The organism is Heyndrickxia sp. NPDC080065 (assembly GCF_050281185.1).
Classification (GTDB): Bacteria; Bacillota; Bacilli; order Bacillales; family Bacillaceae_C; genus Heyndrickxia.
The window spans coordinates 46839-67042 of sequence record NZ_JBNNWS010000005.1; the positions used below are offsets into that span (position 1 = coordinate 46839).

General features: G+C 33.2%; 17 protein-coding genes, 1 pseudogene and 1 riboswitch. Of the genes and pseudogenes, 6 read left to right on the top strand and 12 right to left on the bottom strand.

The features are described 5' to 3' along the window. Nucleotides 1–16 precede the first annotated feature (16 nt). From ACQKP0_RS06835 to ACQKP0_RS06850, 4 genes are all read right to left on the bottom strand, one after another. A complete protein-coding gene (locus ACQKP0_RS06835) occupies nt 17–3625 on the bottom strand; it encodes a dynamin family protein (protein WP_427405078.1) in 3609 nt (1202 codons plus the stop codon). Between the two features lie 180 nt (nt 3626–3805). Continuing rightward, nucleotides 3806–4000, bottom strand: a complete 195-nt coding sequence (locus tag ACQKP0_RS06840; protein WP_427405079.1) for a hypothetical protein — start codon at nt 3998–4000, stop codon at nt 3806–3808. After that, the gene (locus tag ACQKP0_RS06845) at nt 4001–4558 is read right to left on the bottom strand and encodes an isoprenylcysteine carboxyl methyltransferase family protein (protein WP_427405080.1); all 558 of its coding nucleotides are present in this window, start codon (nt 4556–4558) and stop codon (nt 4001–4003) included. Next, complete coding sequence (locus tag ACQKP0_RS06850; RefSeq protein ID WP_427405081.1) at nt 4558–5637, bottom strand: type III polyketide synthase; 1080 nt, start codon at nt 5635–5637, stop codon at nt 4558–4560. The genes ACQKP0_RS06845 and ACQKP0_RS06850 overlap by 1 nt, the downstream gene beginning before the upstream one ends. Nucleotides 5638–6565: 928 nt before the next feature. On the opposite strand from ACQKP0_RS06850, the gene ACQKP0_RS06855 reads away from it, so the two are divergent. Next, nucleotides 6566–7522 carry a cation diffusion facilitator family transporter gene (locus ACQKP0_RS06855; protein ID WP_427405082.1) on the top strand — a complete coding sequence of 319 codons (957 nt, stop codon included), beginning with the start codon at nt 6566–6568 and terminating at the stop codon, nt 7520–7522. Nucleotides 7523–7609: 87 nt separating this feature from the next. Here the strand turns inward: ACQKP0_RS06855 and ACQKP0_RS06860 are convergent, their stop codons facing one another. Both ACQKP0_RS06860 and pdxH read right to left on the bottom strand, forming a co-directional pair. After that, nucleotides 7610–8560: a diacylglycerol/lipid kinase family protein gene (locus tag ACQKP0_RS06860; RefSeq protein WP_427405083.1), complete on the bottom strand. Its 951-nt coding sequence runs from the start codon at nt 8558–8560 to the stop codon at nt 7610–7612. A gap of 47 nt (nt 8561–8607) precedes the next feature. Beyond that, a complete protein-coding gene (gene pdxH, locus ACQKP0_RS06865) occupies nt 8608–9186 on the bottom strand; it encodes a pyridoxamine 5'-phosphate oxidase (RefSeq protein ID WP_427405084.1) in 579 nt (192 codons plus the stop codon). Between the two features lie 396 nt (nt 9187–9582). Between pdxH and ACQKP0_RS06870 the strand changes: the two genes are divergently transcribed. Beyond that, nucleotides 9583–10212, top strand: a complete 630-nt coding sequence (locus ACQKP0_RS06870) for a DUF1349 domain-containing protein (RefSeq protein ID WP_427405085.1) — start codon at nt 9583–9585, stop codon at nt 10210–10212. A 194-nt stretch (nt 10213–10406) separates the two neighbouring features. Here ACQKP0_RS06870 and ACQKP0_RS06875 read toward each other — a convergent pair whose 3' ends face one another. Next, nucleotides 10407–10721 carry a CotD family spore coat protein gene (locus ACQKP0_RS06875; RefSeq protein ID WP_427405086.1) on the bottom strand — a complete coding sequence of 105 codons (315 nt, stop codon included), beginning with the start codon at nt 10719–10721 and terminating at the stop codon, nt 10407–10409. A 141-nt stretch (nt 10722–10862) separates the two neighbouring features. Beyond that, a pseudogene (locus ACQKP0_RS06880) lies at nt 10863–11111 on the bottom strand (purine permease); the annotation flags it as partial. Nucleotides 11112–11691: 580 nt separating this feature from the next. On the opposite strand from ACQKP0_RS06880, the gene ACQKP0_RS06885 reads away from it, so the two are divergent. Further along, nucleotides 11692–11994 carry a hypothetical protein gene (locus tag ACQKP0_RS06885; protein ID WP_427405087.1) on the top strand — a complete coding sequence of 101 codons (303 nt, stop codon included), beginning with the start codon at nt 11692–11694 and terminating at the stop codon, nt 11992–11994. A 632-nt stretch (nt 11995–12626) separates the two neighbouring features. Here ACQKP0_RS06885 and ACQKP0_RS06890 read toward each other — a convergent pair. Continuing rightward, entirely contained in the window at nt 12627–13931 is a 1305-nt protein-coding gene (locus ACQKP0_RS06890) for a nucleobase:cation symporter-2 family protein (RefSeq protein WP_427405088.1), read from the bottom strand. Continuing rightward, entirely contained in the window at nt 13931–14515 is a 585-nt protein-coding gene (locus ACQKP0_RS06895; RefSeq protein WP_427405089.1) for a xanthine phosphoribosyltransferase, read from the bottom strand. Before ACQKP0_RS06895 ends, ACQKP0_RS06890 begins: the two co-directional genes overlap by 1 nt. A 146-nt stretch (nt 14516–14661) precedes the next feature. Continuing rightward, a riboswitch (purine riboswitch) is annotated at nt 14662–14763 on the bottom strand. A 346-nt stretch (nt 14764–15109) separates the two neighbouring features. Here ACQKP0_RS06895 and ACQKP0_RS06900 point away from each other — a divergent pair. From ACQKP0_RS06900 to ACQKP0_RS06910, 3 genes are all read left to right on the top strand, one after another. Further along, nucleotides 15110–15250 carry a cytochrome c oxidase subunit 2A gene (locus tag ACQKP0_RS06900; protein ID WP_427405090.1) on the top strand — a complete coding sequence of 47 codons (141 nt, stop codon included), beginning with the start codon at nt 15110–15112 and terminating at the stop codon, nt 15248–15250. Between the two features lie 181 nt (nt 15251–15431). After that, nucleotides 15432–15914 (top strand): cytochrome c oxidase subunit II, encoded by a 483-nt coding sequence (locus ACQKP0_RS06905; protein WP_427405091.1) that lies wholly within the window; start codon nt 15432–15434, stop codon nt 15912–15914. After that, nucleotides 15911–17560, top strand: a complete 1650-nt coding sequence (locus ACQKP0_RS06910) for a b(o/a)3-type cytochrome-c oxidase subunit 1 (protein WP_427405092.1) — start codon at nt 15911–15913, stop codon at nt 17558–17560. Before ACQKP0_RS06905 ends, ACQKP0_RS06910 begins: the two co-directional genes overlap by 4 nt. Before the next feature lie 42 nt (nt 17561–17602). Here ACQKP0_RS06910 and ACQKP0_RS06915 read toward each other — a convergent pair whose 3' ends face one another. After that, nucleotides 17603–18502, bottom strand: a complete 900-nt coding sequence (locus ACQKP0_RS06915; RefSeq protein ID WP_427405093.1) for a DMT family transporter — start codon at nt 18500–18502, stop codon at nt 17603–17605. A gap of 80 nt (nt 18503–18582) precedes the next feature. Then, nucleotides 18583–20091 (bottom strand): carboxypeptidase M32, encoded by a 1509-nt coding sequence (locus ACQKP0_RS06920; protein WP_427405094.1) that lies wholly within the window; start codon nt 20089–20091, stop codon nt 18583–18585. Between the last annotated feature and the right edge of the window lie 113 nt (nt 20092–20204).

The following is a 20204-nucleotide window of genomic DNA, read 5'->3' on the forward strand; positions in this document are numbered from 1 at the left end:
ACCTCTCCCCTATTACCTATTTCATGATCAATTGATTCCTAACATCCAACCACTCTTTAACATCAATATGTTCATCTAATATGTCTAACCAACCATTAAATTGCTCCGTCAAATCTGCTTTTATTTCCCCAATCATTTGTTTGTACTCTTCTTCTATAAATATCGAAAAATCAGTCTTAATTACTTCACCTTGAATATTTAAATAATCATCTGCCATTGGTCGAAGTAATTCCTCTAATTCATTTTGCATTAATTGCTTTTCATTTTTTTCAAAAAAAGCTTTGGCATTTTTAAAATGTCTAAATGTTTTATTAAGAGTATCTCTTGATATGTTTTCAAACGCTATTGGAAACTCTGGTGTTTTTATTCGATTTAATTCAAAACTAGTTAAACGTACATCTTGTTGAATACTTGAAATCTGTTCCACTATTTTATCAAATCGTACTTCAAAACTGTATTTTACAATATTTTCAAGTCGTAGTGTTGTAGCACGCATTTCTTGTGAAAAATCATAGCCTAAACTTTGTAACAATTCTTCAAGAGCAATATTTAGTGCCTCTTTATTTCCCTTTTGAATGATGGCTGGATTAAAGGCTTCTTTAAAGAAATCAGTAAAACGTAAGAAAACCCTTTGTTTTACATAAAATAATAATTCCTTTTGTTCCTGAGATAGTTTATCTTTTATTAATTGTGATGAAGAATCATTTAAAATCGATGTAATTTGTTCTTGCTGTTCTAAAAGTGCTTGTTTTTTAACTTGTTTCTTTTCCTTTCCTTCCTGTGCTGTCGCAATGAAGCCTTCTAGAAGCTGAATCCCCTTTTGGAATTCTGATTCCGCTGATTGAACAGTCATTTTCGCTAAATCATGATTTAAAAAATGCTCAAACTCTTGTTTAAAATGGTTTATTTTTGATTCGCTCTTTTTATCTGTTAATGCTAATAAGCTAGATACGCCAAATATTCGAGGAAAGCGAATTCCATATTGTATTAATTGATCATGAACATAGGATTGAACTTCCTCAAGCTCATCTTCCGAATCAGCTAAATCAATGGCATTAATAATGAAAAACATTTTATCCAGTTCAAATGCATCTTTTACACGTCCTAATTGAATGAGAAACTCGCGATCGGCCTTTGAAAATGCGTGATTGTAATACGTAACGAACAAAATGGCATCTGAGTTTTTTATATATTCAAAGGCAACTCCAGTATGACGTGCATTAATCGAATCTGCTCCAGGTGTATCCACTAAAGTAATTCCTTTTTTTGTTAACTCTGATTCAAAGTATAAATCAATCGATTCAACAAAACAGGATTGGAACTCATTAGCAACAAACCCTCGAAACTCCTGAATATCCGTTTTTATATTGCTGCCGAGTTTTTCTTGATATATCGGAAATCCCTTTTGGAATGCCTTCAGAAAGGAAAGATGTACTTTTTCCTTTCCATCTCCCTCAGACTGCGGGTTCATTGTTGAAATATATTTTTCAGCCTCTCTTAAATGTTCACAATGGATTCCGAAAAATTTTAATGATTTTTGCACATCTTCCAACATTTGAGTTTCAGATTTTAGATGAACGACGGCAGTCCCATGCTTATATTCTTTATTAGGCGGACAAATTCGGTTGATCGCTGCAGTTGTTGGATTTGGTGAAACGGGTAACACTTTTTCTCCAAGAAGAGCATTGGCAAAGGAAGATTTACCAGCACTAAACGCTCCAAACAATGCTATTGTAAATTCTCTGTTCTGTAACTTTTCCGCTTTAGAAGATAAAACTTCAGTAAGACGTTGAAATCCTTTCTTATTTTTCAATAAGCTTACTGCTTTTGTGAGTTTTGCAATTGTTTTTTCAATGGAAACAGGTGTATCATCAGTTTCCTTTATTTGATTTTCACTGTTTACCTCTTTCGTCATTACAGGACTAACTATAAATTCGGCTTCATTTGTATATATTCGAATATTTTTTTCTTCATTGCTCCATTGTTCTTGGATAAACTGGTAGATTTCTTTCGTATTTGAAATTGGATTAAACAGCTGATCCTCTTTTTGTTGTCTTTCAATTTCTAATTTCTCTAGATTTCTTAAAGCTTCTGATACTTCTTTTACTTTTTGCCATTCATCTTTCAATAAGATCAATTGCTTTTCATTTTGCTGTTCTTTAATCTTCATTACTTTATATTTATAATCACTGCAAATTCTTTTTGCTTCTTTTTGTATCTGAGCAACAATTTGATCACAATAATTTAATACGGATTCACCTGTTAATCCTGCTCCTGGTTTAACCGAATCTTTGATTAGAGTATCATCTAATTCAACAGTTAATCCTTGTGCTAAACCTTGTAATTCATCATCTAAAATATCAGCTTCTTTAAGAACATTAGAAGCAAATTGTCGAATATGCCAGTTAATTTGTGAATCAACCTGAGTTTTTAAATTATTATAGAATAATTCAAGTCGTTCCTTTCTTTCAGCTTCTGTCTTCTTTTTTCCAAATAACAAACCGACTTTAAAATCAGGTTGTACAGATGCTAAATAACTTTGTGCTAATTCTCTTGTTTGAAAAGGCATTAAATATGCACTTTTCAAGATTTTTTCTAAATCAGCATCAAATAATCGAGACCATTTCTCAGGAAGATCCTCAAGCTCCTCTATTTGTTCAGTAAGTTTTTCATCATCTTGCAAAACAGTAGATCTTTTTTCTTCAGGATATTGATTGATAATAGTCTCAAATGCTGGAGCTTTTTCCTCCTCTTGCATCTTCAGCCATTTGAAATGTTCTTGAACGAGAATATTAATGGATGACCTAGTAGATGCCTCCAACCTTACTTCCTTTTGATTTAACGCTTTTTGAATAAGAGCTTTGATTTCATTAAATTGATTATTTGGATCCTCAGGCTTTTTCAATGATGTATAAAAAATTCCATTTGGATGTACATCCCAAGTAGCAAAAGAATCTTTGACAGTTGTTTGAAAGTCTGAAAATGATAATTCTTCATTATTATGTTTATCAATTTGGTTTATGATTAAGTACAATTCTACACCGTTTCGTAGAAGTTCCTTTGTATACATAAAGTTTAATTCTGATTGTACATGATTATAATCCATTACATAAAAAACAATATCAGCTAAATGGATCGCGGATTCGGTAGAAATTCGGTGTGCATCATCAGTAGAATCTACCCCTGGAGTATCCATAACCGTTACACCTTCGGCAAGTTCTGAATGAGATTGTCCGATTTCAATTTCTTGAACCGCACCGCTTTTGCAATACTCTTTCACTTTCTTAAAGTCATAGGGGGCTTGGAATAATAATGGCGGTTCATCTCGATAATAGACTTTAGCAAAATCGTCATCCGCATTATGCACTTTAACAAGATTAGCACTTGTTGGAATCGGGCTTGATGGTAAAACATTTTCACCTAGTAATGCATTGATCATCGTTGATTTTCCTGCAGAAAAATGACCACAAAACGCGATAATAAATTCTTTATTATCAAGCTTTTTAATTAGTTTTAAAGCTTTTTCTCCCCGCTCTACATCACCATTTTGTTTAAAATGTTCATATAGCCCGATTAATTGTTTAATTGAATCTTCTGTATGCTTTATTTCAATTGTTTTTGTCATGTTGAATAATAACTCCCTAACATATAATTACTATATATTTTAACGGATATTCTTCTATTTCCCAAGAGGAAATCTTTAAAGTTCCTTCTATAACTTAAAAATAATGATTGAATTCTGTAAAAACAAAAAAACGTCCACCAATATGTGCACGTTTGATCATTATATTTTGTGAGCAAACAATTAATCTTGCTCGACTAATTTCAATTGTTTATGTGTAGTTACACTTTTCAATACATACTTCATTAACATGCTATAGATGACAACGGTCCCAAATACTAAACCCCAAACCATTTTGTCAACACCACCTTTTGTATGTAGTTGAGAATAATTTTCATCCTCAATAAAAAGATTATCATAAACGATAACCATTTTCAATTACTTTTTTATTTTTGGAATAAATCGATGAATATGGTTATTTAGTAAATGATAATTTGTTTTATTAAGAAGTACTTGCTCCTCAAAAGGAATTCGAATAGATAAAATGATTTGATTTAATATAAAAAAGCAAATCAATGTAATATATGCATTGAACATGATAGGGATAATGATCAACTCTATTGTAACAATAAGGTAATTTGGATGCTTGAGGTATTTATATGGACCTTTTGACACGATATTTGCATTAGGCAAAACAATAATCTTTGTATTCCAATACCTTCCTAAGGAACTGATTACCCAAACCCTTCCTATCTGAGTTATTAAAAAAAAGCTAAACCAGATCAGCCAAGATTTGCTTAATGATTTTTCATAAAATGTGACTTCTAATAAAAGGAATAGAAAAAAACCTGTATGGATCATTACTAAAAATAGGTAATGTTTTTGCCCATATTCCTCTCCTCCCTTTGATTTCATCCATTTTTCATTTTTCTTAGCAATCATTAATTCGACTAGTCTCTGGATAATCACGATAGAAAAAAAAATTTTAAAAAACACTATTCCCACCTCATCAACAATTGTTCTGAACTAAATCCTGGACCTAAAGCAACAGCAAGCCCCCACTCTCCTGGGTTAATATTTTTGTCTAGAATTCTTTTTAAAACATAAAAAATAGTAGGTGAGGACATATTTCTAAATTGATTGAGGACTTCTCTTGAGTCCTTCGTTATCGAATGTGAGAAATTTAATGCTTTTTCATAGGCATTTAATACTTTTTTTCCGCCAGGATGTGCAATAAATTGCGATATATCAGATAGTCCTAACTGATATTTACTAATAAATGATTCAACGATGGGTTTTAACCAATTTTCAACGATTGATGGGATATCTTTAGAGAAAATAACATGTAAACCATCATCATTAACATCCCACCCCATCACATCCAAAGAGTCTTTCATTAAGTTCGATTGCGTTCCGTAAATAGATGGTACTGCTGATTTTGCATTTTTCAAAAGCTCACACTCGTCTCCAACAACTAATGTACAGGCTGCACCATCTGCAAATAACGATGTACCAATAATATTGCTTTTGGAATGATCATCCTTTTGGAAAGTAAGACTGCAAAGTTCAATCGATAAAACGAGTACTATAGATTTCGGGTAAGCTAGACAGTATTCATAGGCTCTTGATAAACCAGATGCCCCTCCAGCACAACCAAGCCCCCAAATCGGGATACGTTTAACATTATCTTTAAAAGAGAGCTGATTCATTATTCTTGCCTCAATACTTGGGGTAGCTAAACCAGATGTACAGACCGTAAAAATGGCATCAATCTTATCATAAGAAAGCGAAGGAATAAATGCTTTATAAAAACAATCATTGATTGAGTTAATACCTAATTTAATTGATTCTTCAATAAAGGCATTGTTTTTCTCAGCAAATGAATGTTCCTTTTTAAACCATTCTAGATCCTTCACGAAGTATCTAGATCTAATATCTCCATTTTCAAATACCTTTAATAATCTTTGGATATCATCATAAGTGTTAGAAAACAATTGATGAGCAAATTCCATGGTTTCCGCTTGGGTTATTTTGTATTGTGGTATTCCTAAACCAACACCGCATATTTTCGGCATAACAAACCTCTCCTCACCATCTTGTAAGGATATGTTTTCCAAAGGAAGATAAATTATGTAATGAAAATGTGAAAATAGAGTGTTCTTAAAAATAGGGGAAGATTTAGGATCATACTTGCCTTAGTGGCTGATATATATTAAATAACGCATTGGGGCGAAAGGTAGCAGACAATAAAAAATCTCCATAAAGGAAAGATTAGATAGTGTCCTCCTATGGAGAAAAAGTGTGTATATTGTTTTGAAGGAGTTGTTGTGCATCTTTATTATACAAAGATTTTGTAAAGGAATATAGTCACAAAGTTTACCATTTGACCATATAACAAAATATTTTTAAACTTTGTGAAACATAAATCGTTGAAAACAAAAAAGGTCAATCCCCTTTCAGATTTGACCCTATATTTGCTTGATATTGAACATGAATTTTAATTTTCTGCACTACATTACTACCACATTTTACACAAGTCCCAATTTTATCAGATAAATGTCGACAGTGCTCACAATAATATTTTTCCATAATTCCTATTTCACACTCACTTTATTTCATACTGTGATTTAGTTTATTTTAAACTAAGTAAGAATGTGACTGATTCACGAATGTCCTCTTTTTACTTTAGGAGATAATAAGGTCGCTATATTATAGCTAACTCTTTTACTATTTCAATTAAATTTAAATAAATTAATTGACAAAATAATTAATTCAATATATATTCATATATGAACATATGTACATATAATAATATGAGGTGCTTTAAATGATTAATGATATTTTGTAATAGGGATGGTCAAGCCGGCTTATCGATGGGGTATTACTTAAAGAAATCTTCATTATCGTTTCTAATTATGAATAAGAGTACCGAATTAGAATTATTTAGGGAAATAGAATTAATTCAAGTTTAATACGCATTTAATATCTTAAGGAGGAATTACTATGGGACACAACCATCAACATGGACATGATCATTCACATGGAGCAAATAAAAAAGCATTAATGCTTAGTTTTATCATTATAACTGGGTATATGGTTATTGAGGTCATTGGTGGTTTTTTAACCAATAGTCTTGCGCTTTTATCAGATGCAGGTCATATGTTAAGTGATTCAATTTCACTAGGGATAGGGCTTCTAGCCTTTACATTAGGCGAAAAAGTAGCTAACTATAGTAAGACTTTTGGTTATAAACGTTTTGAAATATTGGCTGCAGTTTTTAATGGGGTCACTCTCATACTTATTGCCCTTTTTATTTTTTATGAGGCATACCAAAGATTCTCAAATCCACCAGAAGTTGCATCAACTGGCATGTTAATTATTGGTTTTATTGGATTGCTGATCAATATCTTAGTAGCTTGGATTCTGTTACGTAATGGGGATACAGAAGAAAACTTAAACTTACGTGCAGCTTTTCTTCATGTTATCGGTGATATGCTTGGTTCAGTGGGTGCAGTAGTGGCTGCAATACTAATAATGTTTTTCAACTGGGGTTGGGCTGATCCACTTGCTAGTGTTATTGTGGCAATTCTTGTTTTAGTTAGTGGTTGGCGTGTTACAAAAGATGCTGTTCATGTATTAATGGAAGGTACACCTAACAATATTGAGTTGAGTGAAATTATTAAAACCATCAAAAATGTCGGTGGAGTAAAAAGTATTCATGATCTTCATGTATGGAGTATTACTAGTGGACAAAATGCTTTTTCTTGTCATGCAGTGATAGATAAAAACTTATCCATAATAGAAAGCCAAAAATTATTGAGAGAGATTGAGCATCAATTAGAACATCAAGGAATTGGCCATTCCGTGATTCAGTTAGAAAGTGAAGATCATTTCCACGAAGATTCAATTCTTTGTAAAAATCAGAACCACTCTATTTCTCATCTCCAGCACAACCATTAATATAAATAGGATACTATCCAATACCTCCATTTTGATTAAATGGAGGTATTTTGTATAAAAATAGCTAATAAAACAGTTCGATAACAGTTAAGCAGTTATTTGATCTGTATTTTTTACTGTTTTTATCAATTTCCAAGCACGTGGACGAACATTAATTTCCACAGGAGTACGCCCTTCTGCTTCCCCATCAGTATGAACAGAAATTGGGATGTCTGATTTTATACTTATTTGATTGCCTTTAAACGTCTTTACTTCCTTAAATTTTGTATGTCCTCCCCAAAAAACACTAATAAAGGCAAATAAAAGCTTTACTCTTGAAATGAGATGGACAACGGTAATATCAAATTCACCATCACTTGGATTAGCTTGTGGGGCAATTTTCATTCCACCTCCATAATATGACTGATTAGACACAGTGACAAACCAGGCTTTATCAAAGGTATATTGGATACCGTTAATCGTTAAATATAAAGTTGAAGGCCGATAACGAAAAAGTTCAACAATCAAAAATACCGCATAAACTATTTTACCTAAACCAATTCTATTTAGTATTTTTTTAATTGACGATGAATTCACCTTCTCAGAAATCAGTGCATCAAACCCAGCACCCAAACTATTAACAAAATATCCTTCACTTTTGTCAATTTTAAATTCACCCACATCATAATAAGCTTCTTCTTTCTCATCTACCATATGTAATAATAAATCTAAACATTTTTCAGGATTGGAAGGGAGTTTAAATCCTCTAGCAAAATCATTTCCTGACCCTGCAGGAATATAAGAAATAGTGACATGGGAAAAAGAAGCTACCCCATTAATTACTTCATGAATCGTTCCATCCCCTCCTACGGCCACAATGGTCATAGGATCAGAACTTGAAACTGCTATTGAAAATGCAATATTCATTGCATCTTTTCTTTCCTTTGAGTAGTATACTTCATGAGGAATATCCAATAATTTTCTCTCTATTCTTCTCCACACCTTTAAACTTACCCCATTTTTAGCCACAGGATTAACAATAAATACTAGCTTTTTCATCCAGCTATCCCCCGATTTGTTCAAGGTTCATTGAAAAGTTTATTCTATTAAGGCTGCAATAGACTCATCTGCCATTTATCTTCAATGGGAGTATATAGCTCTCTAATATGCAGACGACTTTCTTTAAATGTTAGAAATTCAATAGACATTGGTTTAACGATAAAGCCTCCCCAATTCTCCGGTTTTGGTATTTGCGTATCTTGTATATTCTTTTTAACTTCCTCAAACTGATTATATAAATCTTGTTCTGACAAAAGAGGTTGACTCTGTTTACAACTTAATGTAGTTATTTGTGCGTTTCTCGATCTTGTTTTCCAGTATTTTTCAGCAGTTATAGAGGAGATCTGTGAGGCGAGGCCATTAACTCTTACTTGATAACCGATTGCTTCCCACCAAAATGTTAACCCTACCTTTGGATTTCGCTGAATATCACGGCCTTTTTGAGAATCAAGATTGGTACAAAAAATAAATCCGCTCTCGTCAACAGACTTTAAATCTACAAAGCGGCCTGACGGAAACCCATACTCATCAATCGTTGAAACACATACTGCACTTGGATGCTTCAATTTCAAACTGCTTTTTGCTTCATCCCAACACGATTTAAACTTTATCATTGGATTAATCATTTTATTTCACCTCTAAAATTTAAATTGATATATTTAGAATCTCATAGATGATACCTCTTGTCTTTTAAGCTACCTCTCCTTTTTATCTAAAGGTAAAAAACATATTATAAGCCAAATATAACAAAGCACTATCACTACATTCAAACTTAACATCACTTGTTAATTACATGTTAGATATTTAATATTAATCATTGAATAGAAAAATGTAGGTGGAAACAGCTAGAAATTTGTTGAGATCAACAATATTTGATTGTATGTGAATATAATCAAAACAAAATAATAGAACACTTTATTCCAAATAGTGATACTAGGTAAAATCTCTTGATTAATCTAACTATAGAAGCTTATGATAATGGGTAAGTATGAAAAAAATATAGCAGATAAGGGGTACAATTAATGAGTAATAGAAGCATATTGATAGAGGAATTCAATAATACAGATTTAGATAAAAATTTAAAATGGTTCTCCCCACCTGAAAAATGGAAGGTTAATAACGAAGAGTCAAAATTAATAATTATGACTGACAACCAAACAGATTTTTGGCAAAAAACACATTATGGATTTCAAGCTGATAATGGACATTTTTTGTATTATGAACTAAACAGCGATTTTAGATTAATTACTAAAGTAAAATCTAAGCCAAAGAATAGATACGACCAAGCTGGCTTAATGGTTAGATTTTCGAAAGATACTTGGTTAAAAACATCTGTTGAATATATACCTGATGGTAATAATAAATTAGGTGTTGTTGTAACAAATAACGGTTTTTCTGATTGGTCTAGCCAAGAATTTATAGAATCACAGACTTCACTTTTCTATCGAATAACAAGAAAAGGAAATAATTTCTATGTTGATTATTCATTAGATGGTATTTCGTGGAGACAAATAAGAATGGCCAACCTCTTTGAAGAAACACAGAGTATCAAAGTTGGCATTTATGCTTGCAGTCCACAAGGAGAAGGCTACGAAGCTGAATTCGACTTTATTAAAATTGAAAATATTAATAATGATACAAAAGTATATTAAAAGAATTAAGATGAAAATATATGAATACACAGATATACGAAAAATTTGTTTCACAAAGTTAAAATTGCATAAGATTCTTTTCCATCAATTCCATGGAATATACCTAACAGATAATTGAACAGATATTACAAAAAAATCCCCACATCCAATGTGAGGATCACATTCATTTCTTATGCATAATAATCAACTATTGATTAATAAAATCCAAACGGTCTTGGCATTGGCATTGGCATTGTCGGGCAGCAAGGAATATGTGGTGTTCCACAACATACATGTTGTTCACAACATTCGTTAACTACAGATTCAGTATGAGGGAAATAATGTTGGTGTGTAATCATGTGTTTATTAACATGTGTCGTATGCGATGGGTGTACATGCTGTACGACATGTGGAAACACGGTTGTTTGTACATCGTTTAATGCTGGATCGCTCGTTCCAGGATCATACTGAGTTGGTGCTACTTTTGGAGGGCACATTATAGGTCCACAATGAGGACGATGATAACTCATAAAAAGGATCCCCTTTCACTTTTATTTTATTTACAGTATTAGACTATGAACTTGGAGGGATAGTTGTACTAGTTAAAAAACCTAATTTGATTTTGTCTTATAAAAAAAATCCCCACAAATATGTGGGGATCCATTTCAAAATTATGATGCTTTTTGCTCAAATTTCTTAATGTTTTTCTTATGTTTTGATGGTATAACATTAAATAAAATATTTAAAACGATTGCAGTGAAGCTTCCTGCTACAATACCATTGCTTGTTAAGATTTGAAAATTCTCCGGAAGATGTGTAAAAAGCTTAGGAACGACTGTTACACCCATTCCCATACCTACCGTGCATGCAATGATAAATAAATTTTCATGAGAAGAAAGATCCACCCTGCTTAACATTTTTTATCCTGAAACATAGTCCATACAAAGCATTAAAAATATTATATAAATATAACATTTCAAGTCGAATTATTCAGTCAATTATCATTTAAATATATGTAAGAATATAGTGTTAATTTGTTTAATAATTAGGCTCTTTTCGTATAAATTGTTGTTTTTAGACTATAAACTTAGTCCGTTGATTTCCGCTCCAGACACTTGCTTTCCGCGGGGAGGGATGAGAGCCTCCTCGGCGTTACCGCATGCGGGGTCTCCCACTTCCCTCTTTTTCCCGCAGGAGTCAAGTGCCCTCCGCTACAATCAACTCAGATTGTTAATAAAATATCACTAAAATAGCTACAAACTTTACGAAAACTGCCAATAATTAACCTCAAGGATAAGCCAATAACATAATATGGTTACTCTTTCCAAGAGTTTCTGATAAAAAGAAAAATACTTCAAAGGAGATATAATATATTTTAAAAAATGAATTGAGAAAGGAATAAAACATCCTAAAGGAGAACTATATTACTAGGTGGATCAAAAGGAATGAAATGACAATGCACATACAAATTGTATGTAAATAAATAAAGGAGTTTATAAAATGAACCTAAATTCTTTATCAGAGTTAAGAAACATTAGAATAGCTTTAGTTATCATAACCGTAATTTTAGCACTTTCATTATGTGGAAGAAATGAATCAGACCATGTTTATTACAATGATGATCAAGATTATTATCCTAAATTTTCTTATTCAAATATGGTTGATTTGGGTAATGGTGACTTTGGGGTCTTGAATGGAGATTCTTATTCTAGTGGAAATGCTACAATAGTAATTTATCATTATGATAAAAAGACAAATGAAATTACTGTTAAGAAAGAACAAGCACTAAATGAGCTACAATAAGATCGAATATATAATGAAAAATTACTTTTATAAGGAATAAATGCTTTTGTTGAACAAAATGAAGAATGGCAGTTTTATAGCGCCGAAGATGATAATAGCAGCTTTATTCTATAATATGATAAATTTCTTTATAATTTTTCAGATGAATCTGATCATATTGAGAGTATTCAAGATTTCTTATGTTCTAAGCTTACTTATCCAGAATTAACTTGGGAACATGTTAAATAATTTTTTTTTATGAAAAAGATATTTTATATACTTTAATGTTTGGAGGAATTTGTATTGGTAGAACTTTTTAATTTTATAGGGATTTATTTCTCACCTATTCTTTGTTTTATATTCATTTTTAATTGTGTAGAAATCGCAAAAAAGATTAAAAATGGAAATAACAATACTGCAATAAATACAATAATTGCTTCAGTATCTTTTACATTGATTGTTTATTCTGTAATTATCATAGCTTATTCTAGTTATTAATAAATATCTATCCACTAGCCAAGAAGATATTTATTTCTACAAATTGATAGATAATTAGATTGTAATTATCTATCAATTTGATAGTAGGTGCAGGAATATCAAGACATATTTTTGCCTTTAAAATGTGGGAGTAAAATAAAATTTTTCGTTTAATTTTATGATGCTTTTTCCTCAATTATCTTAATGTTTTTCTTATGTTTTGATGGTATAACATTAAATAAAATATTTAAAACGATTGCAGTGAAGCTTCCTGCTACAATACCATTGCTTGTTAAAATTTGAAAATTCTCCGGAAGCTGTGTAAAAAGCTTTGGAACGACTGTTACACCCATCCCCATACCGACCGAGCATGCAATGATAAATAAATTTTCATGAGAAGAAAGATCCACCCTGCTTAACATTTTTATTCCTGAAGCGATGACCATACCAAACATAGCTACCATTGCGCCGCCTAGAACTGCTGGGGGAATGATTGTTGTTAAAGCACCGATTTTAGGGATGACACCGATTATCATTAAAAAAATACCCATTAAATAAATCACATTTTTTGATTTTACGCCTGATAGCTGAACAAGCCCAACGTTTTGTGAAAAAGTTGTGTAAGGAAATGAATTAAATAATCCACCTAAAACACTCGCTAATCCTTCAGCTCGATATCCTTTTGCTAAATCTTTTTCGGAAATTTTTTGCTCGGTAATGTCACTAAGAGCATAATAAACTCCTGTTGACTCTACTAAACTTACCACCGCTACTAGAAACATCGTAATAATTGCTGTCCATTCAAATGTCGGCATACCGAAATAAAGCGGCCTTATCATATGAAACATGGCAGAGTCTGAAACAGGCGTAAAATCTACTTTCCCCATCAATGCTGCAGCTATCGTTCCTCCGATTAGTCCTAACAAAATAGAAATGGAACGTATAAAACCATTAAAGAAACGCTGCAGTAAAATGATAAAGATTAACGTTCCAAATGCTAAACATACATTGCTTACTGATCCAAATTCTGGGCTTCCTTCTCCACCAGCCATATTATTCATCGCAACAGGAATAAGTGTGATCCCAATAGTAGTGACAACTGAACCCGTAACAACAGGTGGAAAAAAACGAACGAGCTTTCCAAAAAACTTACTGACAACTATAATCATTAAACCAGATATAATTACCGCACCATATATCGCAGTGATTCCATACTTATGGCCGATTGCAAGCATTGGCCCAACTGCGGTAAAAGTACATCCTAGCACCACTGGCAACCCGATCCCGAAGAAACGGTTCTTCCAAACTTGTAAAATCGTAGCAATTCCACACATAAAAATATCTATGGAGACTAAATAAGTTAATTTTTCACCTTTTAAACCCATTTCTCCGCCGACAATTAATGGAATGATAACTGCTCCAGCATACATAGCTAGTACATGCTGAATGCTTAATGTAGCTATTTTTAGCTTACTCTGCATTAAACAGTTACCTCCTCTTTAAATGTAACTTGTCCATTTTTTAGACTTTCTATTTGTGCTAGTGATTCAACTCTTATCCCTTTATCTCGAAGGATTTCCCCTCCATCTTGAAAGGACTTTTCGATAACAATTCCGATGCCAACAGCTTCTGCATTCGCCTGTTTAACAATATCTAAGAGTCCTAAGGCAGCCTGACCGTTTGCTAAAAAATCATCTATAATTAATATCCGGTCATTTTCATCTAGAAAACTTTTTGAAACAGATATTTCATTCGTAACATTTTTAGTAAAGGAATGAACACTAGCTGTATATAGATCGTTGACAAGTGTAAGGGATTTGCGTTTTCTGGCAAAAACTACGTTAATCCCAAGCTTTAACGCCGTCATCACAGCTGGAGCTATCCCAGAGGATTCGATCGTAAGTATTTTCGTAATCTTCTCATCACGGAATCTCTCCACAAATTCATCGCCTATTTCTTTCATTAAATTCGGATCTATTTGATGATTTAAAAAGGAATCTACCTTTAATACTGAATCAGATAGAACAATCCCATCGTTTAAAATTTTTTGCTTTAGTAAATCCAATTTTCTTCCCCCTAAAATAAGATTTGACCAAAGGAAAATATAAAAAAGTCCAATGGTCATTGCACTCAACATCATTGTGAGTGAGCCAATGTCCATTGAACATTTTGTCAATAGAAAGAATAAAAAATCAATATATTGTACTATTGATTTCACCATTGCTCACACATAGTCAAGCTATTTTCGGTAGCTTGGTAGAAACTTGCAGGCCATATTCCCACGATTATATGAGTGAATGCATATTAAATTTCTATTATTATATCACTTATACAATTGGATTAAAAGCTATATTAATAAAACATTTTATTAATATAGCTTTTATTTTTGGCTTTGTTAAACAATGCTGTTGTTTCTATAAACCCCTGTATGGTATGTGCTTTCGCTAGTTTTACTTCGTAAAAAAATCGCCTCACACATACCATACAGGCGATTTTACCAACAGTAATCATTAACAAAGCCCAATTTTTATTTCTTTTGATTTCACACATTCATCACAAAATGAGCTGAAAAGTGTGATAAATGTCACAGATGAACTAGTGCATCGTCACTATGATAAAAGTATCAAGAACAATCACATACAAGAAAGGAGCAAAATAAATGGCTAAGCCACAGATGAAACAAAATCTAAATGAAGAGTCATCTTCATTAAAAGGGACTTTAGCAGCAGTATTTATCGTAGGAGCTTTCCTTGTCATATCATGGCTTGCAATTTTTGGATTATATTTAAACCGTTTATAAAAGTAGTTCTCATTAAGAGTATCACTATTTAAAAGTGGGAATTTCCTTAATCGGTTTGGTTTTGGGGCATCTTTTCTTAATAATCATCTTTTATGAAATATTCCATAGATTACGTTTTTTGAATTCAAATAAAAATGTACTAGAAAAGAGCCATTATAAAAGTTTAGGAGTTGAGAACGCTATGCATTTACATCGCTATGAAAAATGGTGGCTAACATTCGGTATATCTGCACTTATTATTTTCTTATCTATAGTGGGTATTCAGGCATTTCACCAAGGTCATCAACCGCCTAGTGCAAAAGCATTTGTCGATCCAGAAAGAGTTGATCAGACAGAACCGTTTAATAAGCCGGGATTAAAGAAAGTTGAAGGAAAGGATTGGGATTATGAGCTTGTTGTTGTCGCCTCTGCTTTCTCTTTTAATCCTGGAGAGATTGAGGTGCCAAAAGACGCCAAAATTAAGATTATTGCAACAACAAAAGATGTTGTCCATGGCTTTGAAGTCGCTGGTACGAACATTAATATGATGTTAGAGCCAGGATACATCAGTGAATATGTTGCAACCTTTAATAAAAAAGGAGAATATCTTATCGTTTGTAATGAGTACTGCGGGACAGGACATCATATGATGTCTGCAAGAATTAAGGTGGTGGATCAAGGATGAGTACACAAATCCAAAAAGTAGATAAACGTGATGCGAAACTAGCAATGGCATACATTGCTGTTGCATTTGTGGCCCTAGCAATTGGAGGATTAATGGGTCTTCTTCAAACATTAGTACGATCTGGAAAAATGGAATTGCCAGGCGGGATTAACTATTACGAAATTCTAACTGCACATGGGGTTTTACTCGGTCTTGGTTTAACAACCTATTTCATTTTAGGATTTCAATTTGCTGCAATTAGCCGTACAGCTGGGACATTATCTAATAAAGCAAGGGCTACAGGCTGGGTTGGATTTATTCTTATGGTCATCGGTACCATTATGGCAACATCAATGATTTTAACAAATAGAGCAACCGTTCTTTACACATTCTATGCACCATTACAAGCACATTTCATTTTCTACCTTGGGTTAACTCTTTTAATCGTAGGCAGCTGGGTAGCTTGTGGGGCAATGATTGCCACTTATATGAAATGGAGAAAACAAAACCCTGGAAAACCAAGTCCACTCCTCACCTTTATGTCTGTGGTAAATTCAGTAATGTGGATTGTTTGTACACTTGGTGTTGCAGGAGAAGTATTATTTCAACTTTTACCTTGGTCATTAGGCTGGGTTGATACAGTTAATGTACTTGTCAGTCGGACACTGTTTTGGTATTTTGGACATCCACTTGTTTATTTCTGGCTTCTACCAGCATATATGGCATGGTATGTCATTATTCCAAAAATTATTGGAGGAAAAATATTTTCTGATGCGCTTGCGCGTCTAGTATTTATCCTATTCTTATTATTCTCACTTCCTGTTGGGTTTCATCATCAGTTAACAGAACCAGGAATTGATGCAAATTGGAAATTCGTTCAAGTAGTTTTAACCTTTATGGTTATCATCCCTTCTCTTATGACGGTCTTTTCTATGTTCGCTACCTTTGAGATGTATGGAAGAAAACAAGGTGCTAAAGGTTTGTTTGGCTGGTTGAAAAAACTTCCTTGGAAAGATGCTAGGTTTGTCGTTCCATTCATCGGTATGACAGCATTTGTTCCGGCTGGGGCAGGAGGAATTATTAATGCATCTAACCAAATGAACCAAGTAGTCCATAATACCATGTGGGTAACAGGTCATTTCCATTTAACACTCGCAACAACGGTTGTTTTAACATTTTTCGGTATTAGTTATTGGTTGATTCCACATTTAACTGGAAGAATTTTCACAAAAGCTATGAACAGACTAGCCATTTTTCAAGCTATTGCGTGGACGATTGGAATGACAATTATGTCAGGTTCTATGCATCTCCAAGGTTTACTAGGTGGTCCTAGACGTACTGCTTATACAACCTATGGGGATGCAGCACAAGCATTAGATTGGATTCCATATCAAATCGCTCAAGCCATCGGCGGTTCTATCCTATTCTTAGGTATTGTGTTAATTATCGTCATTGTCATTAATCTAGCCTTTTTTGCCCCAAAGGGAGAACAAGAATTTCCTGTCGGAGAAGTAGCAGAAGGTGCAGAAAAGACTCCTTTAGTTCTAGAAAATTGGAAAATATGGTTGACCATTTTGGCAGCATTGATATTAATTGCTTACACTGTTCCATTCGCTGATATGATCCAAAACGCACCGCCAGGATCAAAAGGCTTTAAGTTTTGGTAAAATTCTAGAAGGTCTGCTCGAATACGAGCAGACCTCTTGTTATTAAAGCTCACGGGGGGCACTTAATGATACATCCGCTGTTTTTCTTTTTAAACTTAATATGAGTACTGAAGATAGGATGAAAAGAATTCCGATAAACTGTAGAAAGAATAACTTTTCTTTAAATAGTAATATCCCTACAAAAATTGCTGCTGCCGGTTCGATGGTTGCTAAAATAGCTGCTGTACTGCTTTCTACACGATTTAACCCAATAGTATATAAAATATAGGCAAGTACGGTGGGAATTAAGGCTAAACCTATCATATATACATGAGCATCGATCGGAAGTTGGCTCATTTTTTCCCAAAATCGATAAAAAGGTACAAGACATAAGGAAGCGATAAAAAAAGTATAGAATGTGATGGTAGTCGAGTTATAGTAGCGGAGTGCAAGCTTTCCAAAAATACTATATAATGCATAACCAAGACCTGCGCCCAAACCAATAATAAATCCTGTTTGGTTCCATTGAGATCCTCCCCCACTACCCGCCAATGCAATCATCGAGCAACCAATAATCGTTACACTGACAGCTATAAGCTTTTTCTTAGTTAATTTTTCTTTTAATATAAAGTAGGATAATAGCACAACAAATACAGGTGAAGTATATAATAGCATGACAGCTAATGAAACAGACAATTTATTCATCGCTGTAAAATAACACCAATTAAAAAATACAATGCTGAATAATCCCGTACCAAAAAAATATGGTAAATGAATGAGTTTTATTCGGAGGATACCTTTTTTCTGCTGAAATATTACAACCGGTATTAGAAGGATAAATGCATATAGCACACGTATAGTAACAATCTCCATTTCAGTAAATCCATAAATTGTTAGCTTTTTGACAAAAAGAGAAATAAAACCCCAAGATAAAGCGGCCAAAATAACAAAAAGTTGAGGCAATTTGGTCACCCTCCTATTAACATAACAAAAAATATATCGTTTGAAGAAAGGCAACCGGAAAATCCGATTGCCTTTATTAATTATAATTTATAAACATTTGTATATTTTTCAGTTAAATATTCGATTAAATAGCGAGCGTTTAATCCTTCGCCTGTTACATCTTTTAAAATTTCAAGAGGCTTCTTCAGCTTTCCATATTGATGAATGTTAGTTGTTAGCCATTCTTGAATAGGTTTAAGATTTCCTGTTGCTAAAAGGTCATCAAAATTCGGAAGATCCTTTAACATTGATTGCTTAAACTGGGCTGCATACATATACCCTAAGGCATAGGATGGAAAATAACCAAAATCTCCACCAGACCAATGGACATCCTGAAGGACACCTTCTGCATCATTTTCAGGTCGAATTCCTAAATATTCTTCATATTTATCATTCCATATTTTCGGTAAATCCTTCACTTCAATTTCGTTGTTAATTAAGCCTTTTTCTATTTCATAACGTATGATGATATGAAGTGGATAAGTAAGCATATCTGCTTCAATACGTATAAAAGATGGCTTAGATTCATTTATCGCATGATAAAACTTAGCTAGATCAACATGATCAAACTGGCCGCTAGCAAACTCTTTTAGTACATTGTAATTATGTTTCCAGAATGAATAGTCTCTTCCGACAATATTTTCATAGAAAAGTGACTGGGATTCATGAATTCCCATGGATGTGCCGCTACAAAGTGGTGTTCCAATTAATTCCTTTGAAATATTTTGTTCATATAATGCGTGACCACCTTCATGGATGGTTCCAAAAACAGCTGTACGCCAATCATTTTCATCATATCTCGTCGTTACTCGAACATCACCTGGATTTAAGCCAGTTGCAAATGGATGAATGGTTTCATCTAAACGACCTGATTGAAAATTATATCCCATTTGCTCCAATATTTTCAAACTAAATTCTTTCTGCTTATCTTTTGGAAATGATTCGTATAAGAATGATGTTTCGGGCTTAATTGGGGAATCCGCGATTTTTTGTACAAGTGAAACAACGGCTTCTCTAACTTCTCCAAATACTTGATCAAGAATTTCAACCGTTATTCCCGGTTCATACATATCTAATAGTGTATTATATTTGTTTCCTTCATAACCCCAATATTCCACAAACCTCTTTTTATATTCAACGATTTTTTCCAAATAAGGTCGAAACATCTCGAAATCCGCTTTTGCTCTTGCTTCCTCCCAAACACTCTCCGCTTTTGACTGTAAAACGATATACTCGCTGTATTCCTTTGCAGGTATTTTTTTGTTACGATCATAATACTTTTTACATTCTTCTAATGTCTTTTTTGTGATTTCTGATAACTCGCAGTTCCCTGTTAAACTTGCTATGTATGCTGCCATTTCCTCTGAAGTTGACATCTGAAAAACTTCTGAGGAAAGCACTCCGATTACTTCTGCACGTTGGTCCACACCATTTTTAGGTGCTCCTGTACGTAAGTCCCAATAAATTAATCCAAGCGCTTCGCTATATGCTTGCATCTTTTTAACATATTCTAAAAATTCTTTTTCTATTTCTTTCATTTGTTCAGTCATTTGATCCTCTCCTTATTAAATCAACTGGCATCACTTGACGCTACCCTTGCGAAAGTAATCAGTATTATTTTATCATATTCTTCTGAAAAAGGAGAAGACTTAGTATCAAATAT